The sequence below is a fragment of the Mesorhizobium sp. M0664 genome, assembly GCF_040320565.1.
Lineage (GTDB): Bacteria > Pseudomonadota > Alphaproteobacteria > Rhizobiales > Rhizobiaceae > Mesorhizobium.
On record NZ_JAMYPW010000023.1, the window covers coordinates 29821 to 52676 of the forward strand.

General features: G+C 59.4%; 14 protein-coding genes and 6 pseudogenes. 9 read left to right on the plus strand and 11 right to left on the minus strand.

Translation table 11 applies throughout. From position 1 onward, the window contains the following. Nucleotides 1–39 precede the first annotated feature (39 nt). Nucleotides 40–1008, minus strand: a complete 969-nt coding sequence (locus NKI39_RS20255; RefSeq protein ID WP_352453731.1) for a glycosyltransferase family 10 domain-containing protein — start codon at nucleotides 1006–1008, stop codon at nucleotides 40–42. 528 nt (nucleotides 1009–1536) lie between these two features. On the opposite strand from NKI39_RS20255, the pseudogene NKI39_RS20260 reads away from it, so the two are divergent. Continuing rightward, nucleotides 1537–2660: pseudogene (locus NKI39_RS20260) on the plus strand (site-specific integrase). Nucleotides 2661–2902: 242 nt separating this feature from the next. Here NKI39_RS20260 and NKI39_RS20265 read toward each other — a convergent pair. Beyond that, nucleotides 2903–4564 carry a tannase/feruloyl esterase family alpha/beta hydrolase gene (locus NKI39_RS20265; RefSeq protein ID WP_352493621.1) on the minus strand — a complete coding sequence of 554 codons (1662 nt, stop codon included), beginning with the start codon at nucleotides 4562–4564 and terminating at the stop codon, nucleotides 2903–2905. A gap of 191 nt (nucleotides 4565–4755) precedes the next feature. On the opposite strand from NKI39_RS20265, the pseudogene NKI39_RS20270 reads away from it, so the two are divergent. Continuing rightward, nucleotides 4756–5074, plus strand: a pseudogene (locus tag NKI39_RS20270) (integrase); the annotation flags it as partial. Between the two features lie 2 nt (nucleotides 5075–5076). On the opposite strand, the gene NKI39_RS20275 reads toward NKI39_RS20270, so the two are convergent. The 3 genes and pseudogenes from NKI39_RS20275 to nadE form a co-directional block, all read right to left on the minus strand. Continuing rightward, nucleotides 5077–5334 (minus strand): aminopeptidase, encoded by a 258-nt coding sequence (locus NKI39_RS20275; protein ID WP_352453904.1) that lies wholly within the window; start codon nucleotides 5332–5334, stop codon nucleotides 5077–5079. Between the two features lie 661 nt (nucleotides 5335–5995). Beyond that, entirely contained in the window at nucleotides 5996–7078 is a 1083-nt protein-coding gene (locus NKI39_RS20280) for a sensor histidine kinase (RefSeq protein WP_352474131.1), read from the minus strand. 401 nt (nucleotides 7079–7479) lie between these two features. Then, nucleotides 7480–7811, minus strand: a pseudogene (gene nadE, locus NKI39_RS20285) (NAD(+) synthase); the annotation flags it as partial. Nucleotides 7812–8824: 1013 nt separating this feature from the next. On the opposite strand from nadE, the gene NKI39_RS20290 reads away from it, so the two are divergent. Then, nucleotides 8825–10891, plus strand: a complete 2067-nt coding sequence (locus tag NKI39_RS20290; protein WP_352833911.1) for a carbamoyltransferase family protein — start codon at nucleotides 8825–8827, stop codon at nucleotides 10889–10891. 85 nt (nucleotides 10892–10976) lie between these two features. On the opposite strand, the gene NKI39_RS20295 is transcribed toward NKI39_RS20290, so the two are convergent. Beyond that, nucleotides 10977–11153 carry a hypothetical protein gene (locus NKI39_RS20295; protein ID WP_352457364.1) on the minus strand — a complete coding sequence of 59 codons (177 nt, stop codon included), beginning with the start codon at nucleotides 11151–11153 and terminating at the stop codon, nucleotides 10977–10979. Nucleotides 11154–11473: 320 nt separating this feature from the next. On the opposite strand from NKI39_RS20295, the gene NKI39_RS20300 reads away from it, so the two are divergent. From NKI39_RS20300 to NKI39_RS20315, 4 genes are all read left to right on the plus strand, one after another. Further along, nucleotides 11474–12658, plus strand: a complete 1185-nt coding sequence (locus NKI39_RS20300) for a glycosyltransferase family 9 protein (RefSeq protein ID WP_352453586.1) — start codon at nucleotides 11474–11476, stop codon at nucleotides 12656–12658. Nucleotides 12659–13195: 537 nt separating this feature from the next. Then, the gene (locus NKI39_RS20305) at nucleotides 13196–13480 is read left to right on the plus strand and encodes a type II toxin-antitoxin system TacA family antitoxin (protein WP_352453587.1); all 285 of its coding nucleotides are present in this window, start codon (nucleotides 13196–13198) and stop codon (nucleotides 13478–13480) included. Continuing rightward, nucleotides 13481–13990 carry a GNAT family N-acetyltransferase gene (locus NKI39_RS20310; RefSeq protein ID WP_352453588.1) on the plus strand — a complete coding sequence of 170 codons (510 nt, stop codon included), beginning with the start codon at nucleotides 13481–13483 and terminating at the stop codon, nucleotides 13988–13990. 189 nt (nucleotides 13991–14179) lie between these two features. Then, nucleotides 14180–14614, plus strand: a complete 435-nt coding sequence (locus NKI39_RS20315) for a hypothetical protein (RefSeq protein WP_352683963.1) — start codon at nucleotides 14180–14182, stop codon at nucleotides 14612–14614. A gap of 626 nt (nucleotides 14615–15240) precedes the next feature. Here the strand turns inward: NKI39_RS20315 and NKI39_RS20320 are convergent. The 3 genes and pseudogenes from NKI39_RS20320 to NKI39_RS34330 form a co-directional block, all read right to left on the minus strand. Beyond that, nucleotides 15241–15636 (minus strand): FMN-binding negative transcriptional regulator, encoded by a 396-nt coding sequence (locus NKI39_RS20320; protein ID WP_352453596.1) that lies wholly within the window; start codon nucleotides 15634–15636, stop codon nucleotides 15241–15243. Next, nucleotides 15633–16019 (minus strand): hypothetical protein, encoded by a 387-nt coding sequence (locus NKI39_RS34325; protein ID WP_502898585.1) that lies wholly within the window; start codon nucleotides 16017–16019, stop codon nucleotides 15633–15635. The genes NKI39_RS20320 and NKI39_RS34325 overlap by 4 nt, the downstream gene beginning before the upstream one ends. 113 nt (nucleotides 16020–16132) lie before the next feature. Beyond that, nucleotides 16133–16608 (minus strand): annotated as a pseudogene (locus tag NKI39_RS34330) (class I tRNA ligase family protein); the annotation flags it as partial. A gap of 442 nt (nucleotides 16609–17050) precedes the next feature. Here NKI39_RS34330 and NKI39_RS20330 point away from each other — a divergent pair. Together NKI39_RS20330 and NKI39_RS20335 are read left to right on the plus strand one after the other, a co-directional pair. Beyond that, complete coding sequence (locus tag NKI39_RS20330) at nucleotides 17051–18697, plus strand: MFS transporter (protein ID WP_352453590.1); 1647 nt, start codon at nucleotides 17051–17053, stop codon at nucleotides 18695–18697. A gap of 882 nt (nucleotides 18698–19579) precedes the next feature. Further along, nucleotides 19580–20430: pseudogene (locus NKI39_RS20335) on the plus strand (tyrosine-type recombinase/integrase). A gap of 374 nt (nucleotides 20431–20804) precedes the next feature. Here NKI39_RS20335 and NKI39_RS20340 read toward each other — a convergent pair. Together NKI39_RS20340 and NKI39_RS20345 are read right to left on the minus strand one after the other, a co-directional pair. After that, nucleotides 20805–21368 (minus strand): CpaD family pilus assembly lipoprotein, encoded by a 564-nt coding sequence (locus NKI39_RS20340; RefSeq protein ID WP_352683961.1) that lies wholly within the window; start codon nucleotides 21366–21368, stop codon nucleotides 20805–20807. Between the two features lie 9 nt (nucleotides 21369–21377). Further along, a pseudogene (locus NKI39_RS20345) lies at nucleotides 21378–22839 on the minus strand (type II and III secretion system protein family protein). Nucleotides 22840–22856 lie beyond the last annotated feature (17 nt).

A 22856-nucleotide genomic window follows, 5' to 3' on the forward strand; every position in this document is an offset into this window, starting at 1 on the left:
CACCAACCGCCGGGCACGCGAAGCGAGCGTTGGAGTACTTCATTCGTCTGTCCCAAAATCGACCGCAGGCGAACCGATGTGTATAACTTCCGGCGGTAAGGGTTTATCGTGAACGCTTTCGATGAAGCCCGCGAGATAAGCAAACGTATTGTATTTCTCAAGAACCAACCGCTTCGCCTCTTGTATTGCGCCGCGACGCTCCTTCCAGAGGTCCGAGTCGATGATTTCTTGAATTTTTTGGATTACGTTCTTGTCCTCTGGGTCAATCAGAACCATTGAGTCGGAAGGGAAGAACCTCGTGATTGCCGGGCTGCCGTAATAGATCGGCATTGTTTCAGCAACGAAGCAGTCCATAAGCTTCTCTGTAAAATAGTAATCAGCACGAGTATTCTCGAAAGCTATACTGTAACGGTACGGTGCGAGTGCGTCCCATTTATCTCCAATCAGCCGAAAACCTCGGCCGAACAGGTCAAAATCGAGCTCCTCTCTCAGCCGTTCCAGAAACGCCAGCCGATATCGATGCCCTTTAAGCAGGGCGATGTTACTGGTAATCCATGAGAGCCGAAGCGGCTTGTCCACGACTTCGCTGACCAGAAGTTGGTCATATGTCTTTGTTACAGACCAAGACCGAGTGATAGGTGGAGACAAAACGAATCGGCGCTCTGCATTCTGCCGAGCAGCCAGCTCTGCGTCAGACGTCAGGACGATGGTATTTTTCCCTTGCCCTTCATGAAATGCGCGATGAGCTTTCGTCGGCGGTTCGCCGATTGCAAAAATTGTCCTGTTTGGACTCGCCTCGATATCAACAGGGAGCCCAAAAATAGAAGCAGAGTTAAAGACAATATGCCAATCGGGCGCGAAGGATGTCCTGCGTACAAAAGCGACATTGTTCCAGATTCCACTGCCCTTTGGAGTGAGATGGTGGATTGCATCATCCAAAACGCCCCAAGAATCCAGACATGTAGCAACAATGGGCGCCGGACGTTCCGTCAACAATTTGGTCGACAAAGCAGTTCCACCCCATTCACTTCCGTTGGACCGGGAGCAACTCGTGCATCGGGCGCAAGACCTCTCTGCGCCTGAAATAGCTCGCGATCCTGATCGGTATCAAACACACGATTCTGTGCGACTTCGCGATTCTGTGCGACTTCGCGCCATTCGACAACTCATCTCTAAGACCGCGGGAATCCCTTCACTCGTGAAGGTACTCAATCGCCATTTCGGATTGCGGTAAGATTGGGCAGCATAAACCTTCCGGGACCCGCTGTCGAGGCAATTGTCGCTTTGCACCTAACCAGGTTCTTCCTCACTTTGTGTGGTGATCAGGCCGGTTGAGTGGCAGCATGCGTGCCCTCTAAAATATGGAAGTTGACTACATTCTTATTATTTATACGACCAGTTTAGAGGCGGCTCGCCTCTCACAGGCGACGTTTGCAGCGGCGACGGCAGATCGAGATATTGGCGGGTTGATGCCGGGGCTTTGTCCGAAATCTGTGGTCCGATTTCGGACGAAGTGACGGTCAAGATGTCCGAAATATGCTACGAATTTCGGACAAGCTTCACACACAAAGCGCCGCGGCTTTGCCCGACATCATCGATATCGTCATGCAGATGGGCGATGCCGACCTAGCCTGGTCCCCTCCCCTTCCAGCCATTGCCAATCCCAGCCTGCCTGCGCAGCTTGAGGCGCTCGCCGGCCGCGCGCGCGATTATATCGAGGCGGCGAGTTCGGCCAACACGCGCCGCGCCTACGCAGCCGACTGGAAGCATTTTTCGAGCTGGTGCCGGCGCCAAGGCATCGAGATGTTCCCGCCCGATCCTGAGGTCGTCGGGCTCTATATCGCCGCCTGCGCGTCAGGTACGGCCACTGGCGACAAAAAGCCCAACACCGTTTCAACCATCGAGCGCCGGCTTTCGTCGCTCTCCTGGAATTTTGCCCAGCGCGGCCAGCCGCTGGACCGCAAGGACCGGCATATCGCCACGGTGATGGCTGGCGTTCGAAACACCCACGCCTCCCCTCCCCGGCAGAAGGAAGCGGTCCTGCCCGAGGATCTGATCGCATCTTCGAGACCCTCGACCGCGGCACGCTGCGTGGTCTGCGCGACCGCGCCATGCTGCTTTTGGGTTTCGCCGGCGGCCTTCGCCGATCCGAAATCGTCGGCCTCGACGTCGGCAGGGATCAGACCGAGGACGGGCGCGGCTGGGTCGAGATTTTTGCCGATAAGGGTCTGCTTGTCACATTGCGCCGCAAAACCGGCTGGCGCGAGGTCGAAATCGGCCGCGGCTCCTCCGACGCCACCTGCCCTGTGGTCGCTCTGCAGACCTGGCTAAGACTGGCGCGCATTGCGCACGGACCGCTGTTTCGGCGCGTTGCTGGTCAAGGCAGAGCCGTCGGTGCCGATCGCTTGAACGACCAGGAGGTCGCACGCCTGGTCAAGCGCACGGCGCTCGCCGCCGGCGTGCGCGGCGATCTGTCGGAGGGCGAACGGGCCAAGAAATTCGCCGGCCACTCACTGCGCGCCGGCCTCGCCTCGTCGGCCGAGGTCGACGAACGCTATGTGCAAAAACAGCTCGGCCATGCCTCCGCGGAGATGACGCGAAATTATCAGCGCCGGCGCGATCGTTTCCGCGTAAATCTCACCAAGGCGTCCGGGCTCTGATGCCCCCGTTTTGTCCGCTGGGATGAGGCGGTCAGATCTCAGGCGATAACAATTACCTCATCGAGCACAGCGAGCGCTGTGTCCAGACTATCGGCGGCCGACGCTTCGTAGTCAGGCATGATCATCAACTGCGTTATGGCACGGCCCACAAATTCCGGGTTTAGCTTTTCCAACCGATCCTTGGTCCGGGAGACCTGTTCCGGGAATGCGCGCAGATTGAAGCGAACAAATGACGAGGTCTCTTATCCCCGACACGAATAGCTCGCGATCTCATCGGGATTTCCCTTACCGCCATAGGCAGCTTGAGTGGGATAAGCGCAGATCGGCTGGTGCTTGCCGGGGAATGCCTTGCTGCCAGCCGCGAGAGAATCCGGAGCCTTGTCTTGGTTTATCCAGCCCTCGATGGCGGCCAAAGGATCAAAGTCGTCGAAGGCTTGGCCATCGCCGCAGTGGGTCATCCCCGGGATTATGAACATGCGCACGAAACGGCGAGTCGCTTCCAAATCGCCGCCGCTTGTGACCTCGACGACTTGCTTGTACCAGCGCACCAGATCGTTGGCTGAGAAGACCGGATCGGAAAGTCCCTGAAACAAGAGCAGCTTTCCACCGTGGGCAGCGAAGCTGGCGAGATACGTGCCGGTCGCATCATTGAGCTTGGCCGTATCCGCAACGCGTGCCGGATCCTTGTCGAAGTCGAACTTCAGGGGGTCAAAATTCGGCGCCGGGGGGGTCATGAAGTAGTATTGAAGCGAGCGGGCTCCCAGAACGATGTTATTTGCATCCGACTGGGAAGTGGGGGAATTGCCCAGCTTCCACATTCTCCAGTCCGCGCCCGCAACGCCCGTATCATATGGCCAATCGCTGTAAAGCTTTTCGCCATCGGAGCTTTCCGGACCCGCGAACGCGCGGCTCATGGCCTGCACTTGACCAGCCGTGAGGCAGCTGTCCGTCTTATCGCCTTGGCAGGACAGGACCTTTGGGTCGAACCGGCACTGCTGCCAGGCGTTGATGACGCCATCCTCAATGCCATCGCGAGCATCACAGGCAGCGAGAACCGCCTTGGCGACGATGTTCAGATCCTGCTGGGAGAAGGCGCGGGATAGAATGGGATGGCCGGCCTCATCCTTGGGAGCGATGCTCATGTACTGGCGAGTATCCCAGGCTTCGGCAATGTTGGCGGCACTGAGACGAAAACCCGGGCTACCTGCAACAATGCCGTCGAACTCGAGCGGATATCGCTGAGCCGCTATCAACGCCTCACGACCGCCATTCGAGCATCCCATGAACACCGACTTTTTCGGAGCCGCCCCATAGAACTTTGCAATCACCTGCTTCGAGACCGAAGTGACTTTGCCAATGGAGGCGTACGCAAAATCAATGCGTGCGGCTTGATCGACCCCGAAAGCCGGATCGGGGCTTGGGTGCCCGCCATCCATGCTTACAACAGCGTAGCCGCGCAAGAGCCCGGGAGCCGCGGTCGAGTTCCGGCAAGGAATGGTCCCGACGGCCGGCGCCAGGAAGCCATCAACTGCGCCGCCGCCCTGGAAAAGGAACATGTCATTCCAGGTCGTCGGAAGACGCACCTCAAACCGGGTGCCATATGATTGACCATCGACCCCCTGGCGTTTCCCGATAACACCTCGGACAAGGCAGTGCCCGCCCACTTTTACCGCCTGAGGCGAGGCGCCGGTGAATGCAGTGAAGGGATCTGCGGGGATCTCCTGCGGCTTTTGAAGGCTAGCCTCGGTAAAGATCACGCTTGGAATTTTGAGCTTGGCGATGGACCGGCACGCCTGATCCGACGCGTTTGCCGCCAGTGCAGGCGCACATACACATATGATCGCCAACATCAGTGCCAGCGTGCACCCGCGGTCCCGCAGCTTGAGCCCGTTAGCCAAGAACATACCCATCCTCCCTGGATGCGCCCGATAGCCCGAAAGCTGATCGCATTGGTAGCTAGTTGTGAGCTTTCAGTAGCTTGTCCATCCGGTCCGAACCGGGAAAGCTGAGATTGTCGAAGCTTCAGTGACTCCAGGGGGACCGGATGAACATCCATAAGAATACCGGTCTGACGCCGCTCGGTCGAGAGCGGATTTTTTGCGCCTGGGCGCGCCGGCAGCACCTCGGAGGTGTTGCCGCCTGATCCGCAGACCGTCGGCCTCTACATCACGGCCTGTGCATCCAGAAAGGTTACAGGAGACAAGAAACCAAACTCTGTGGCGACGATCGAGCGCCGTCTCTCCTCCCTGGCGTGGAATTATACGCAGCGTGGCGAGCCGCTCGATCGAAAGGACCGCCATATCGCCACCGTGCCCGCCGGCATCCGTAACAGCCATGCAAAACCGTCTGTGCAGAATGAGGCCATACTTCCCGAAGACCTGATCGCCATGCTGGAGACGGTGCTCCGCAAGACCCATCAGGTCGCCCCAGGCCAGAGCAACCGGCTCGTCCCCGGGGAGGACGAAACGGTCGACCACTCCGCTTGTTCGACTTGTGTTCGGGCGACTATCCCGGCTTCTATGCATCGCGCTTCGGCGCGGCGAGCTTTGTCCAACGCGCCAAGCCTTTGAACCGAATCGCTGTAGACGGAAGTCGCGGCGAGCTTCGCGTTGTTGATCGGAGCATCGAACCAGGCGTCGTATCCGCGGTATCCACCCCATCGTCTGTCGCGCAATCTGTTGGCGAGCGCGTCCTCAGCCGTTCGATCGCGGCCGTCTTTGCCGCAAACTATTATGTGGCGGCCGCCGATGCCATTCGGGCGCGCAATATCTCAGGGGTTGAAGGATCGTCGATCAGTTTTCCGATGTCTTGGCGGGCCGCGATGATCTGCACATGACCCTACAAAGATTGCGCGTAGTAGGAAATACTGGTGCAACTGGTCACCCCAGGCGTCAGGATAATCGTAGAACCAATCGAACGAATGCACGCATCGCGGTTTGCCTACAGCACTGCTCTCCTGTCCCGATAGCGCAAATTCGCGGTTACCTCCGGCCACGAACAGTCGGACCAATTTTATTTGTAGGTTAGACCTTCGTCCTCGGCAAGATTGGCCAAGCGATGACTCGCTGCTGAATTGCCGGCCCGCGCGTGATGAGCGCGAAGGCGTCAGGTGCCCCCGCCGTCAAGACTCAAGCCGCAACGTAATCAGGCGGGAGTGCCTTCCGCTAGGTGGGGATGGACTGGCCGCCGAAGTCGGAAGCAGCAAGCCTGGAGCATAATGGAAGACCTCGACCATGTGAAGCAGGCCGTGAAGGGCGACCTAGCCTATTTGCAGCCACCTGCTCAAAGCCGCGACATGAAGCCAGCCGCCAGCCTGCTAGTTCGACAGCAACCGTTCAGCTTGCTGCCGCCGACCGCTTGAAAACGATGGTCACCTTCGTCCCTTTGTTGGCGCTGGACTCGACGGCTAGCTGCGCCTTGGCGTTCTCGGTCAGCGATCGCGCGATCAGCGCTCCGAGCTTGCCTGGTTTGGGCCACACCTCGCCTTCCGGCAGGCCGATTCCGTCGTCCGCCACTATAACCCGGCAGCCGTCGCCATCGACGACGCTGTGCAGTGTTATCGTGCCGCCATCGCGGCCCCGGAACGCATGCTTTAGTGAATTGGTCAGCAATTCGTTTACGACCAGCCCGGCCGGCATGGCGACGTTTATTGACACGGGATATGTATCCACCTTCATATCCAGCCGGATCCCCTCGACTGCATGCGAGCTCATCACCGCGGACGCGATCTGGCTGAGATAGACGCCAAGATCGACCTCCTCCTTCGGCTCGTCGGCCGTTAGCGTCTGGTAGAGGATCGCCAGAGCGTCGACGCGACCGGCAAGCCGCTCAAACCTTCTCCGGTCGGCCTCGGTCGCGTTGCGGCTTTCCAGCCGGATCAGCGCGGTGATCATCTGCAGGTTGTTCTTCACCCGGTGCTGCAGTTCGCGCAGCAGCGTGTCTTTCTCGCTGACACGCTCCTCCACCGAGCGCTGATCTCCCGCCTCGCCGTGAGCCGATACGTCGACCAGCGCCACCAGCCGGAAGCAAACCTTGCCGTTATCGTCTTCGATCACGTTGGAATAAACGTCGACGATCGCGGGTTTGTCCTCGCCGCGCTCCAGCCTGAAGGTGCCGACCAAATCGGTTCCCTCGACCACCGCCTCGGCTAGCGGCCTGTCCTTTTGCTGATGGAGGCCCGTGCCTAAAAGGGCCGCCCAGTTTTCTTGGGTGAGCCTGGCGGCCATCAGGCCTGAGAGTTTCTCGAATTCCGGATTGGCGTAGACCACGCGCTCTTCACCGGCAAGGTCCGAAACGGCTATGGCGATCGGCACCTGGTCGAGGAATTTCTTGAACTGTTCGCTTTCCAGTGCGGTTGCAAGGTCAGGTGTATCAAGTAACTGCTCGACCGCCTCAGCCTTCTCTGAATCCGATGTCATTTGCGCGCCTGTTCTGTGCGGATGATATCAACAATGCGGCGAGCCCGCCATCGCCAAAACTGGAGCTGCATCTCACGTTTCGCATCACGCATCTGACAACCAGCTCTGCATCGCGTAACGGCCGCACGTCCAGCATTGCGACCGGCCGAAGGAGAGCGGCAAGGATCGGCTAGAATCCAGGTGCCTGGAATGTCGAAGCGACCGGTCAAGTGGTTACGCTGCGGAAGATCGATAGAGCAGGCATTCAGGGAGAATGAGTTCGCGTGCCGGCCTCGGCGATACGTGCCGACACTGTCAACCTCATGACCGCATGCGGGCTGAAAGAGCAGCGCTTCGCTCCAGCGGTAATTCAGGCCGCTTGCCTAACTGCGGCAAGCCCATCGATCGTGTATGTTGAGACGCTATTGCCGATGCCTAAATATCGAACCCGTCATGGCAATCGTTGTGACGGGAAGCGCTCGCTTATGGGCTGTGCTGGAATGCGCATGAAGTATACGCCTGTGCGCCGCTTCGTTGATCTCTTGGCCTTCGAGGAAGTCGTCAATCTCATCGTATGTGAGACCGGGACGAGGTTCTCCAGGTCGGCGGTCGGGATCTTTTCAACAAGATCAGACGGAGCGCCCAGATACACTGCCAAGGCGCGAACTCTGCGCTTGTTCAGCCCGGAAAGAGGAAGAATGTCTGCGGCACCATCGCCGAACTTGGTGAAGAAGCCCATCAAGGCCTCGGCTGCTTCGAAGCGACTTCTGAAAAAGAAGTGTGGGTTTGCTCTCATACCCTTTGCTGAAAAATGTTGTCATAGAGCGCATGGAATGCCACGCGCTTCGAATCGGAGTAGCCATCCGGGAAGCCTGAAGCCCCTTTGAAGCGCATGTCCGGCAGCTATTCATAGCGTGGATGACTTTGATCGAAACAAACGATTTCATAACTCTTCGGAAATCTTGCATGGACAAAAGCACGTCCGCACCGGTCACCCATCCAAAGGAGAAAATCTTCCATGCGCCCTGACGTGCAGTGGAGGTCGTGCCGAGAAGTGAGTTGCAACTGGCCGATCATGTCGGCGGTTCGACGCTAGTCGTCCCCAATGTTCCTGAGCTGCGAAGTCTTGCAGGCGAGCCAGCTGCCCAGCGCGATTCTGCTTGTGGCGGGCTTTTTGCCGCAGGCAGTCCGCTCGTTTGGGCAGAGGATTGGAGACCCGGCCGGCAGCGCTACCATACAACATCAGCGCACTTTACATCTACGCGGTATTGCCGGGCTTCCAGTCGGTGCCATGTTTGGCCGACGAATGACGCGATGCGGCCTCCTGCACAAGCGAAGGCGTTATCGGATGTGCGACCGGGAAGCAGGCGGACAGTGCAGCACATGTCAGTCGCCTGTGCGACGGTCTTTCGGGGAATGAAATCGGGCCAGTTCACGGCGCGGCATTATTCGTCAACAGCCGCCCCTTCGCAAGGATATAGGCAGCCCGCGTCACAAGTTCGTGCTGCAGATGAAAACGGCATCGCCGGCATGCAAGTCAGCAGCCGCTCAAGATTCGATGATCCAGCCAAGCTCTCGGCGTCATGGAATGGCAGGCGCCACGATCGAAGCATCTCATGTTGATTCAGGCGGACCCTTATGAGGCGTTCTTTGATGCCGGTGATGCCTGACAGGCGGTTGCAGCTGCAAGCGACAACGCGGCCTATTTAGTTGGAAACGGTCTGAGGCAGGCCAATTTGGCTTGCCCGTCACTATGTGGAGAAAGAAATGCTGTGTCTAGGAATTAGCGGCGGACTTGACCAAGTCCATGAAAACCGATTCGAGCTTCGGAACGCCTTTATGCACGATGGCGCCGCGGTGCTCGTCCGAGACGGACGGGTGATAGCAGCCGTCGAAGAGGAACGCCTCAATCGGATGAAACACTCCAACAAGCTCCCAATTCGTTCGATTCAATACTGTCTGTCAGCGGCGGGGGTTCAGCTCAACGACATTGATCGTGTCGCGCTCTACGCCAGCGAGCCCTATGCCAACGCCATGCTTGAAGGTATGTCCGCATCCCACCCGGACATTCTCTCCATTCCGTTGGATGCTAAAACGTTGGTGCAGGATCTGTTAACGCGTGAGTTCGGCACTAAGTTGGACAGTTCGCGTATTTCATTCGTAAGTCATCATCAGGCGCACGCCGTGAGCGCCTTTGCAATGTCGGGCTTCGAACAAAGTCTCATTCTAGCGATTGATGGCTCTGGTGATTTCCTATCGGGCCTCTTGGCGGTAGGGTCTGGCACAGAAATTACGCAACTCGAGGCTTTCCCCGAGAACAATTCTCTTGGGCTGTTTTATCTCGAGACGATCCGCTATCTCGGCTACGGCTTGTTCGACGAGTATAAGGTAATGGGACTCGCGCCCTACGGCGACCCCGCTCCCTATCGCGAGCTCTTCGAGCAGTTCTACGAGCTCTCCGCCAACGGCGGTGGCTACCGTGTTCACCTCGACCGCATCGGTCCGGCGTTGCTCCGCAATATCGAGGTCAGGCGAAAGGGAATGCCCTTCACCCAGCAGCATCGAGATGTGAGTGCGTCACTGCAGGAAGCGCTTGAGCGGATCGTGTTCCACATTCTCCGGCATCACCGTGAGGCCACCGGCATGAAGCGGTTGTGCCTGGCGGGGGGGGTGGCCCACAACTGCACGATGAACGGTAAGCTGCTGTATTCAGGGCTTTTCGAAGACATTTTCGTGCAACCCGCGTCTCACGACGCTGGCTGCGCATTGGGAGCTGCGCTGATAGTCTCTAACGAGATGGGCCGCCCCGCGCCGTGTGAGCGACTGCAGGGGGTCTATTGGGGTCCTGATCTCGGGAGCGAGCGCGCCGTGCAACAGGAACTGAATGCATGGGCCGGACATCTCGAGATTGAACGCTCTGATGACGTGGCAAGCAGTGCAGCCGACTGGATCGCCAACGGCGCCGTGATCGGCTGGGTGCAGGGTCGTTCGGAGTTTGGGCCACGTGCGCTGGGCAACCGCAGCATTCTTGCCGACCCTCGGCCCGCCGCAAACAAGGACCGGATCAATGCGATGGTCAAGAAGCGCGAAGGCTATCGGCCCTTCGCGCCATCTGTGCTGGAGGAGGATGCGAGCGAATTTTTCGACCTCCCGGATGGTAGGCACGAATTTCCATTCATGAATTTCGTCGTTCGCGTGCGTGACTCAAAGCGCGCCTTGCTCGGTGCCATCACGCACGTCGACGGTACCGCTCGCCTGCAAACAGTATCGCGCAACGCCAATCCCGCGTACTGGGAGGTCATCAATGCGTTCAAGAAGCGCACAGGCACTCCAATTCTGCTCAATACGTCCTTTAACAACAATGCCGAACCGATCGTGGATTCGGTTGCAGACGCGATTGCCACCTTTCTGACGACAGAGCTGGATGGACTTGTGGTCGGGCCCTTCCTGGTAAAAAAGCGGGCTACAACGCTGCAGGATTGGACTGCGCTTGCGGTTTCGTTGCCGCCCTATGTGTCCCTCCATCAAACCCGCGCTTACAAAGCGCCAGATCGTCGGGAGACTCACTGCGAGATCAGCACGACCCACTTCAGCAGTGACAGTGTACGAATTTCACACGACTTGTTTAATCTGCTGATGCGGATTGAGGGCGAAGCCGTGTTGGGAGATCTCCTCAATACAATTGCGCCGGATCAGGCTAAGCGTGAAGCTCTGATGGAGGGCCTGCGACGGCTGTGGGAGCAGCGCCTCGTTCGATTGCATCCCTCACAAGCTGCTCGCATGGATCAAGACTGCGATCAAACGCTGGACCAGCATAACAGGCTCTCAGCGTGATAGAGGTGCCGCTATCCAAGCTCGGCGAATAATGGTGTTCATCGATGCCGCCTGCCACCTCACCGCTGGCAGGCAGTCGACTTCATCACAGGGTTGATTCGTCCACTTCACCTTGGACGACCGGACGCGCAGAAAAAAGCGGCTGCGGCGGGTCCTTGCTAGCGACCGTGATGCGGGACCACAGCGACAGGGCGTGCCCGAGACGGTCAATGCGGCCGGCGGTGTCGTCGCCGGCGGCGACGGTCGCATTCAGGATCAGCATCGACCAAAGAGCGAGGCCACTGCCGTTATGCTCCGAGATCTGGGGACGGCGGCTTGGCGATCACCGTCTACTCGGCGTTGCCGAACTCACTGCATGCGAGACCGTGACGAAGCCCCTCACATTGCGGGTCGGGACATAGCTGGCTTTCTTGGCGCGCTACCATCGCTAGAGATGCAGACTTCGCCCAACAGCTCCTGCTGGAGCGCGGCTTGGATCTGATGGCAGAATTCTTGCGGAGACGCGGACAAAGTGGGGAGCACTCCAACCTACACACGCGTCACCGGGCTATCAGTGTTGACCGTATAATCTTCGGAATGGCAATGGCATATTTTACAAAGCACGACGGCAATCAAATTATATACCGCAGCTGGGAAGAGCCGGAACAGTCAAGCGCAAGGATGAGAATTTTGGTCCTCAAGCTTGATCATGTCGGCGACTTTTGGATGTCTCTAGGGCCTCTAAAGGACCTTCGTCAGCGTTTTGCGCATGCCCACATTACGCTGGTGGTGGGAAGCTGGAACATCGCTACTGCAAAACAGTTCGACCTCGCCGACGATCACGTTGCTTTTGACTTTTTTCCTCGCAACCCAAAAGTCAAAACGCGCAAAGAAGCCGCGGACATAAGGCCGCTGCTGACCGGCGAGTTTGATCTTGCCATTGATATGCGTGTTCCGGAAGAAACAAGGCCGATCTTGCTTGAAGTTCCCGCCAGGCACCGTGCGGCGATAGTTGATCCGTACAGCATGCATCAGATCGATATTGCGATAGCGCCATTCAATCTGAAACTGCGCAGAACCATTTTCTACAAGCTGGTCCAAAAAATAGGGCTTGCTAACAAAATCCCCCGTAGATGGCTTGATTGGTTCATTGACCGTAAGCAGGTGCGTCTCCAGCATGTGTCAGAAATCCTCCTCTTTCTGGTCGCAAAGGCAGCTGCCTATTTCGAAAGCGGAGCGGGTCACCCACAGAATTCGACTACAGGCAATGCCCCGATTGTCGTGGCTCCGTTCTCCAATTCCAGCCTGCGAGATTGGCCGATTGAAAGTTTTGGCAAAGTTGTCGCTGCTCTTTCGACCCGTGGTGAGGTGGTCCTCGTTGGCCGTGGCGAATGCCTGGAAGCGCTTGAGGAGGTTGCGAAGATAGCTAGGGAACGTGGGGCCGCGAACATTCGGACGGCTGTCGACTTGTCAGAATTGGAATTCAATTGTCTCGTGAATTCGGCCGCCCTCGTCGTTTCGAACAATTCAGGCACCGGCCATGTCGCTGCCCAGCTTGGCCGCCCTACTATCGGCATTTTCACGGCGTCACATCTACCGGAGATTTGGGGGTTTCGAGGTCCCTTGGTCAGCATGCTTATGAGTGTTATTGAATGTCGCGGATGTGGTCTGGACCAAGTGCGGCATTGTCCGGTCAAAGTCCGATGCAAGTTCGACATCACGCCGGATCTCGTGATTGCCGAGGTAAACGCCTTGATGAATCATTGTAAGGGTACGGCACAAGCTTAGTGGCTCGCGGTCACCACAACCGCGATTGCCCAGCCCTTGTCGCTGATTCAATCGCTACAATCACCTAAAGGCCGAAATTCAGAATCGAATCGACTTGTTCGAAGGACCGCAGTGGCGATGTCACATTGGCCGACAGGTGGCATAGAGCGGCGCCTGAGAATGAAAGTGCCGCCGCCCAGCCTTCATAGCCGTTCCTCCTTTGTGGCGTGACGGCCCGAAAGTCGCCATCGCGTCAGATGTTCATCAGCTTCGGGATAGCCGGGCTCGTCCGGCGACAGTCATGGCAGCGACTTCGCTTCTGGACCCGCTCATCCGGCCGCCAAAAACAAATGCGCTTTCTAAGCCGTAATTGATCCGCCGGAGCTGACCAAAGCCACCTTGCTCTGGGTTGCGGCAATGGCGACTGGGGCGAGAAGCCGAGAAGAACCGATGCGGCGAGAAATCCTGAGACCATCCGCCACGAGACGTCGCCAGGGAACGTAGTATTGCGTTCCGCGTTACACTAACGTATATACGTCCGCAGCACAGGAGCGCGCCATGGCCACCACACCCACCAGGAAGGAAGCACCCGTCTCGATGCGGTTTCGCGACGATGATCTCACCATCATCGACCGCGGCGCGGAGCTGCTCGGCCTGTCGCGCACGGAGTTCATGCGGCGCGCCGCGCTGCACGAGGCGCAGGCGGCCATCCTCAACGAAACCGTCATCCGCGTGTCCCCGGAAGCCTATGACGCCTTCATGCAGGCGATCTCAGCCCCGGCCGCTGCGCCCCCGGCGAAGGCGGCCGAGCGGCTGCGTCGGTCCCCGCCCTGGGACCGCTAGGTGGCGCTTTCAGGCATCGAACTCCTCGACCACGCACACCGCCTCGACAGCTTCGATTGCGGCAAGCCGGCGCTCAATGCTTGGCTGGCCGGCTTCGCGCGAACGAACCAGGCCCGCGGGTTTACCCGCGTCCTGGTCGTTCACGACGAGGGAACAGTCGTCGGGTATTACGGCCTCGCGCCGGGCGTGATCCAGCCAAATAGCGCACCGCGCGCCATCCGCACCGGACGCCCGCCCGATCCGATCCCCTGCCTGCTGATCGGACAACTCGCCGTCGACCACCGCTATGCCGGACAAGGCGTCGGTAGCGGCTTGGTCAAGGACGCGCTGTATCGCTGCGTCGCCGGCGCCGACATCGTCGGCGGCCGCGCGGTGGTGGTGCGGGCGATCGACGCCGAGGCAGAGCGCTACTGGCAGAGCTGGGGCTTCATTCCCGCGCGGGACAATCCGTCGGTGCTCATGCGCTCGATCCAGGACGTGAGCCTCTGGCTGGCCGACAAAGGCCACTAGCTCCGCGCGCGTAGCGCCTCCGGAAGCGGCAGGTCTGCGCGCCGGCCTGCCGCCGACGGGCTCTAGTTGCGGCGTCCCGCCGCTCCCCGAGCCGGCTTCGCCGTCTCGGCGTTCGGGTGACCCCTCACGCAGGGCCAGAGGGAGACGGCGGTCAGAGCGAGGGAGCCCTGGAGAGAAGGGAAAGTCATGATGTCGATGATATTCATAGGGGGTTCACGCGAGATATTTGAGCTGACGGAACCTGCCATCGCTCGGATCCGCCCAATCGTTGTTGCCGTGCACGGCGTGCTGATTGGCGACGCGTCTGGAGCCGATGCCGAGGCGCAGGGCCTGCTCGCGGGCTACGGCTACAAACATGTCGGGGTCTTCCATGCGGCCAAGGAACCCCGCAATGGTCTGGGCGACTGGGCTGCCTACCGGGTCCCGTCTCCTGAAGGTGCTAGAGGATACTGGATCTACGCCGCCAAAGACCGGGAGATGGCGCGCGCCGATTTTGGGATGATAGTCTGGGACGGCGCATCACCCGGCACGGCCGTCAACGTGCTTCGGCTCGCCATGGCGAACAAGCCGAGGTCATCTACGATCTGGCCAGGGGCGGCATGGCGACTACGCACCATGTCGTAGACTGGTGCGCCATTGCTCCGCGATGCCGGTCCAGACATTCGGCGCGCCAAGCCGAAGCCCGCATGACGCGAGGCGAGCGCCTGGCGTTGCCGGGATGATGTACGCGCGGTCCCGGCGGGTCCAACGCGATAGACTTGATCCGGCCCCGCGCCCCCAACTCCACTTGTATGAACGGCCGGGGCCGGCCCTTTTCGAAACCGGCTCACCGCCGCGTGGCGTTGTGCAGGATGATTGTCTTGACCCGTCTCGCATCTGAAGCGGGTGCAAGCCTGCCGCACATGCCGCTGCTTGGTCATGCGAGGCATCGCTACCGTGGGGCGTGGCGTTCGCCGATCTCCAAACCGCTGTGCCGCCATACCGAACACGCAAGGCGGTTTAACCGCCAGGCTGCTGTTCAAGGTATTAACGACGCAGGCGGCATGACCGGAGAGACTGGCGGGGTAAGCAGCTTCCATCGATCCGGCGGCATTGCGGATGTGGCTGGCGATGGCGGCCTGAGTTCTTGTCCATCTGCCGCATAGCGGGTGGTCAGATGCTGGTCGCGTTTCCGGCGAGCCGAAGCATTTGTCTCTCAAGGTCACCCGTTGGAAATCCAGCACCAGCGGCTTGTCGGGACAAGATAGTTGCTATTGGGATTTGGCCGCCGCAACCGCGAGCATCGCTTCTCCCATCCCATTGACGCCTCGGGCATTCAGCATTTCACCAGCGTTCTGAATGTCGCGCACCTCTTTGTTCTGGCTGAGTTTTGATTTACCAACCAGGCTGGTGATCTCGATTTCCAGGGCGACGATCGCCTTCACCATCGTGTCAATGAAGTCCTTCGGCGCGTCGCCCATCTTCCACGGGGCAGGCTGCGAGGCTTCATGCATGTGAGTGAGCTTCGCCACGTTACGGCGCACATAGCGCTCATCATCCCGGACAGTGATGCGTCCGTGGGCGTGGACGACGAGATAGTTCCACGTCGGCGCCTGGTTATGGAATTCATGCTTGCTTGGACCAGTTCGGCGAGATGTAAGCGTCAGACCGTCGAGCTCGTCCCGGACCGCATGGCGCTACGGCGCCACCTCCAGCCCGGCGAGACAGTCGTCATTGTCCGTGAGGGTGACCGCCCCTCTATGGTGAGAATATTGATCGCCGGCAACTTATGGCGCCTGCCGACCTCAAATTCGTTGAAGTCGTGCGCCGGCGTGATCTTGACCGCGCGGCTGCCTTTCTCCGGATCAGAATACTCGTCCGCCACCACCGCGATCCTGCGGCCGACGATCGGCAGAGGATGAGGTTCTTGCCGACAAGATGCCGGAAACGCTCGTCGTCGGGATGCACCGCCGACCGCCATATCGCCCAGCATCGTCTCCGGGCGGGTCGTCGCCACGGTGATGAAGGTTTCAGGATTTTCCGGATCCAAAACCTCGCCCTCGACGGGGTAGCGGAAATGCCAGAGATTGCCGTTGACCTCCTGCTGTTCGACCTCAAGGTCGGACTCGCGGTCAAGAGCTTCGGGTCCCAGTTGACAAGCGCTTGTCCTTGTAGATCAGGCCTTTCCTTGTAGAGCGTGACGAACACTTCGAGCACCGCCCTGGACAGGCCCTCGTCCATGGTGAAACGTTCTCGGCTCCAGTCGGCCGAGGCCCCAGCCGCTTCAACTGGTTGAAGATCGCGCCGCCGGATTCGGCTTTCCACTCCCAGACTTTCTCAATGAACTCGTCGCGCGTCAGGTCACGGCGGTGGATCTGCTTCTCCATAAGCTGGCGCTCGACCACCATCTGCGTGGCGATGCCGGCGTGATCCATGCCGGGCTGCCACAGCACGTTCTTGCCGCGCATGCGCTCGAAGCGCACCAGAATGTCCTGCAGCGTGTTGTTGAGCGCATGGCCCATGTGCAGCGAGCCAGTGACGTTCGGTGGCGGGATGACGATGGTGAAGGCTTCCGCGCCCTCCTCGGCGCCTGCGCCGACACGAAACGTCTTTTGAAGCGTATTATGTTTTTTGTGCATAGACCAACGAGTTGAACGGCGGCCCCATAAATCGCCGATGTGATAGGTCGGGCGAAGGCGTCCACCAGCTCGTACTTGTCAAGACGATGCCACCCTTGATCTTGCACCCGCCTCCGATACCAGCGATGCGCTGCGTCGTACGCTCATGCCTGTCAGGATGGGATGGGCGCTGCTAGCACCGTGGCAGTTTGACAACCCGGCCATCGGGGCGGTAGCACCGTCCAAGGCCAAGAGTCGCAGGGCAGACCGCACCCCATCGGGCTGCGCGACCCAGACCAGCTGACGCCCAACTGGCACACTCATCGCGCATCAGCACCGTGGATGCGACATCTACTTTGTTGCGAGCGCGATATCGGAACTTGGTTGTGACGCAGCTGTGCGTAAGCGCACCGCTGTCAGCAAGTGAGTGAGCGAAAGAACTACGTGGTGGAGGTGAGAAGTCATGCAGCGTCAAGATTCCCCGCCCTTTGCGGCAAACACACTGATCCCTCTTCAGAATCCGGTCTTTCGTTCGATCTGGACAGCCACGCAGATATCCAGCCTTGGCTGGCTGGTGCAGAGCGTGGCTATAAGCTGGCTTATGGCAACGATTTCAGCCTCCGATCTGATGGTTGCGCTCGTGCAGGCTGCATCGACACTGCCCGCCTTCTTCTTGTCGATCCTTGCTGGAGCGATTGCAGACAGCTTCAGCCGCCGCGGCGTGATGCTTGCCGGACATTGCCTGATCGCACTGGCATCCACGGCGCTGGCTCTCTCTGTTGGACTGGGCTTTGTCAGTCCATGGCTGATCTTGGGACTGAGTTTCTTGGCGGGATGCGGCTTTGCCTTGAATGATCCAGCCTGGCACGCCTCGGTCGGCGACATCCTGGAAAAGCGCGACATACCCGCTGCAGTGACGCTGATGTCGGTGGGCTACAACGTGGTTCGAAGCATAGGACCGGCGCTTGGCGGTGTAATTTTGGCTTTGCTGGGCCCCCTTACGGCTTTCGCCTTCGCTGCGCTGACCGACCTGGTCCCGTTGAGCGCTGTACTGCGCTCCAAGTGGCAAGTTCGCTCTTCGCCTCTTCCGCGCGAGCGGATGACGACGGCCATTCATGATGGCATGCGCTTCACGGCAATCTCCTCGGAGATCAGAGTGGCGATCGTGCGTGCAACCCTGTTCGGGCTGTCAAGCATCTCGATCCTTGCTCTGCTCCCCCTCCTGGTTCGCGACCAACTGGCGGGGGGGCCAATTGTTTACGGCGTCCTGTTGGCCGGCTTCGGCACAGGCGCCTTCATCGCGGGCATTGGCAATAGCTACTTGCGACGCATCACGTCCCAAAATCGATTGATCACGTTCGCGTCCGTTGCTTGCGCAACGTGTTGCCTTTTACTGGCTCTCACATCATCGGTGGCTGTAGCAGCGATCGCGCTTGCAATCGCTGGCGCAGGTTGGGTTGTCACCTGGACCGGAACCGACGTGTGTGTGCAGTTGGCAAGCCCAAGGTGGGTCGTTGGTCGCACCCTGTCGATCTATTACGCCCTGACCTACGGCGGCATGGCAGCGGGCAGCTGGATCTGGGGTGCTGTCGCGCAGAACTATTCCCTGACGTGGGCTTTGGAAGGTGCTGCAGCGGCGCTGTTGCTGGTTGCAGCTGTGGGAAAGCTATTGCCGGTCCGCCTATGGGAGGAATCGGATCAAGGGGCCTTCGACTTCAGGCCACCAGAACTGGCCCTCGATTTGAAACCCAGGAGCGGCCCGATCGTGATCAAGGTGGAGTACTCGATACCCGAGGAGAATATCGAGGAATTTCTGAGCTGCATGCGCGAAAGGCGGCGCGTTCAGAGCCGTGCCGGTGCGCGGGACTGGACCCTCCAGCGCGATCTTCAGAACTCGACTCTTTGGACCGAGACATTCCGCACGCCGACATGGACGGACTATCTTCGTCTAAACCATCGGCTAACGGTGACTGACAGGGAAGTAGGCGAGCGCCTTGCCGCTCTGCAGGTCGGTGATTCTCCTCCTCGTCTCTCACTTTCGATTGAGCGGTCGACAAGCCCCGCCCCCGGCAGCCAAGTCCAGCCTGTGCCCTTTGTATCGCGCCCGTAAGGAAACCAGTAACTTTTCTGGGTTCGGACACGGGAATGGCCGAGACCTACTCCTTCTTTCGTCGGGTCTGCCGGATTGCCATACGTTGCAGCCGGTTAGGCGAGCATGAGGATTTGTGTGGCACGTATGTCCACCACGGGCCCATGTCCAGCCCCACCGCCTCTGCGGCCATCAGATCGGCTTGGGCACGGGTTCAGGTCGCCTGTCCCCCTGCATCGCGGCGAGCAGCGGGAGCAAGGGGGGCGGAAGGGTCTCCCCGGTCTGCAGGGAGCGCAGCGGGCAGACGGAGGAATCCGCCAGCGGCGGCTTGCTGGGAGAGGGCCGCGCGCCTCTTTCCCCTCCCTGACAAAACGTGCCGCCAAGCACGTTCACGTCGGCGCAGCCGTGCCGCAGAGGCGGCCGCAACAAAGAAGGCCTACAAGGCGGAAGCATCGAAATGTCCGCCAGCGGGACCAATTCAGTTCGGTGCTGGAGAAAGCGGTTCAACAGGGCGGCCATGCGAGCGCCAGCATAGCGCCGCTGTCAGGCGCGATGCGGACCGACAGCCCCGGCGAAGGGCGCTGATTGATCGACCGAAATTGGATCGGGTCATAATCCATGAATTTTTCACGATGCTTCAGCACGCGCGTGGATTTGTGCATTTAACTGCAGCGTCCAGGTGGTCCGGTGGAAGCGCGCCCGGGGCATCTTGGAACTTATTTGATGCAGCCATCCAGGACTGCTGCATTGCCACAGCAATGGTCACAACCTGCTAGGATCCGGACCCATAAAGGGATTGAACGAAGCCGCTGACGCGTCATTTGGTGCGTGGGTTTGCGGATGACGCTTCTGTTTTGAAGGATTGCGGCTGTTGAAGCGCAATCTTGAGAACAGGAGTTTGAGATGGCCGAGTTGAGCCCTCTTCGCCGACGCATGATCGAGGACATGACGATCCGCAATCTGTCGCCGGCCACCCAGCGATCCTACGTGCACGCGGTGGCCAAGTTTTCGCGATATTCGACCGCTCGCTGGACCGGCTCGGCCTGGAGGACGTTCGCGCCTTCCAGGTGCATCTGGTCTCTACCGGAATCTCGTGGCCAGCGCTGAACCAGACGGTGTGCGCGCTGCGGTTCTTTTACGGCGTGACGTTGCGTCATGCCGAGATCCCTGAACGGATCGCCTATGCCCGCGCGCCACGCACGCTGCCGGTGGTTCTCAGCGCTACGACGTTGTCCGCTTTCTCGCCGAGCCTGAAGACGCGCACCGCCCTGACGACGGCCTATGCCGCGGGCCTTCGCGCTTCGGAGACTGTCGGACTGAAGGTCGGCGACATCGACAGCGGACGCGGCGTGATCCGGGTCGAGCACGGCAAGGGCAGCAAGGACCGCACGGTGATGCTGTCGGCGCAGCTTCTGCGCATCCTGCGGGTCTACTGGCGGCTGGCGAAGCCGCAGGGCTGGCTGTTTCCGGGCCGGGATGCAATTCGCCCCATTGACGTGCAGGTGCTGTACTCGGCCTGCCGCTCGGCGCGTGCGGCCGCCGGCATAGATAAGCGTGTGACGGTCCACACGCTCAGGCACAGCTTCGCAACGCATTTGCTGGAGAACGGCACCGACATTCGCATTATTCAGGTGCTGCTCGGCCACAACAATTTGTCCTCGACGGCGCGCTATACCAAGGTCTCGAACGGCCTCATCCGGCGCACGACAAGCCCGCTCGACCGACTGAACATCGAAGTCGTGCCGCCCGGCTGATCGGTCCCGCCCAAGTGCTTAAATGTGTTATTTATGTTCATGGTGTTGCCCTCCTCAGTGGAATCGAACCCCGAGCCTACAGGCTCGAAGCGGGCAAACGCCGCTCCCTTCAGATTTTCAACAATGACCGGGACATCCCCGGCCAACTCCGTTCACACCGTCAGCGTGAGAGTGACCGCTGCCCCACCAAGAAAGTCGCGAGCGCAGCGCCCACTCAAAAGCGCCGTAGTGTGGTGAGGGCAGCCTGTTACCCATCTGGGTCGCCGAAGGTGAATGACCTCGACAAGGCGACGATCGTGCGCCAAATCCGATGGATCCGCAATGTTGCGTGCTGGAGTAGGTGCCGTGATCCACGAAAACGAAAGGACCTGACATCAGCCATCTTTGCCCGTCGCGAATGTCCTGTATGTGGCAGCTGGTATGGCCGCACGATCACCATTGCTTGGCTTGACAGCCCTATTGTCGAGCAAATCGTGCGGATCGTTGACCATCACCGCCAAGTTATGGCGTGTCGAACAGCCAAGCGTTTGGTCGAAGGACTTTTCGTTGAGTAAAGGACTGGAAAGCGACGGACAGACAGGAGGATGGGCATGGAAGACAATCGCCTCTATTCGCGCTGCGCGGCCGTCCTGTTGGTCGAATAAGTGGATCTTGTAAGCGTCGATGCCCATCTCCTTAGCCTGATGGACCGTCTCTGCGCTGAGACGGGGCGACCCGCTGATAAGGAGATGGAGCGCATCCCGCCGACCGCGACTGGCTCTCTCAAGGAACACACGCAAACGTTGCCGTTCGGAAGCGCGAAGGCTCTCTAACGTTAGGACGGTGGTCTCCTGCCGGACAAGGATCGGTGTCAATGGCTCGACACTCGGTGCGGTGCTTGTGCAGCCACTTACACTTGCCGTCAGAGCGATCAGGAGACCTATGATCCGCAACGTCATTCGGCCCCCCTATTCAATGATAAAGCCGAGACCGCCCTTGGCGGCTGGCGCGCCGGTGCGGGGATTGGCGTGGTATCGCGGCGGACTTCCCAACGAATTCGTCGGGGTGGCCCCCCCGTCCAAAGGCTGCCCCATCCGGGCCGTGGGGGCGCTCATCTGGTTGGGGGTCGATCCTGGTCTTACGATGTAAGGCGTAACCAGAATAACCAATTCCGACTCCTCCTTTTGAAATGAGGACGAACGGAACAGGGCGCCAAGGATCGGCACCTCGCCGAGCCCAGGAAAAGCACTGATATTGTTGCTGACGTTACGCCTGATGAGCCCACCGATTGCAAAGCTCTGCCCGCTGGCGAGTTCGACGACTGTGTCGGCACGGCGCGTGGAAATTGCCGGCACGGAGATACCGTTGATTTGAACGGCACCTTGCGACGTGAGTTCACTGACTTCCGGCTTTACGCGAATATTGATTTGGTTGTTGTTGAGAACGGTGGGTACGAACTCCAGGGCGACGCCGAAGTGACGGAATTCAATCGAGACCCGCCCATTTTCCTGTGGGACAGGAATGGGGAATTCGCCGCCGGCGAGGAAGCTGGCGGTTTCACCGGACATGGCAGTGAGATTCGGCTCAGCCAAAACGGAAGCGATGTGCTCCTTGGCGAGCGCGTCGAGAACCGCGCCGACGCTGATATTATCATTGTTGAATCCAACTTCTGCTGTACCGCCACCATTGGCCGCACCAGCGGGCACCTCTGCTGCCGCTTAACAAACCCACTTTGAAATTGCCGATTTGACCGAAGGCAGACAGGTTAATACCGAGTTCCTTCATGGCGCTACGGGATACCTCCGCAACGCGCACATTCAGATTAACCTGCAAGGACCCAGCGACCTTGATGTTATTGACGACCTGCGCACCGTCACCGAGAAATTGCTCAGTGACTCTTTTCGCGATGTCGACGACCTCGGCATCGGGCGCTGTACCGCTAAGGATTGCGCCGCGCGGCGTGTAACTGACGTGGATCGGATAGTCGCCGACCTGGTCCCTCAACATGGCGCGCAGGTCCCCGATCGGTTGTGTGACGACAATACGCAACTGGGCGAGAGCCTCCCCGTTGTCGTTTAGGGCGAACAGACTGGTCTGCCCGGATTTCTTCCCAAAGACGAAGATGGTTTTGTTCGAGGGTGCCTGATAATCTGCGATCGTCGGGTCGGCAACAAAGATGGTCGCGGCTGGCGCGGACAAATGAACTGTCTTGCCGAGCGAAGAGGAAAGGTTCAGCGTCGCGTTGATGCTATTGGAAGCGGCACGCGGCGCCCCTTCATCCCCGTTGTTTTGGGCCGCGGCAGAAAGTGGAGATAATAGAACGAGCGCGCAGAGCAGATGGCCCAAGTAAGGGGAAACCGTAGGTCTCGGACCGCCGATGAGGATCGGCTGCTGTTTGGCGCCACGATGGCGAGTTGGAACGATTTTCAAGGCAGTCTGTTCTTTCA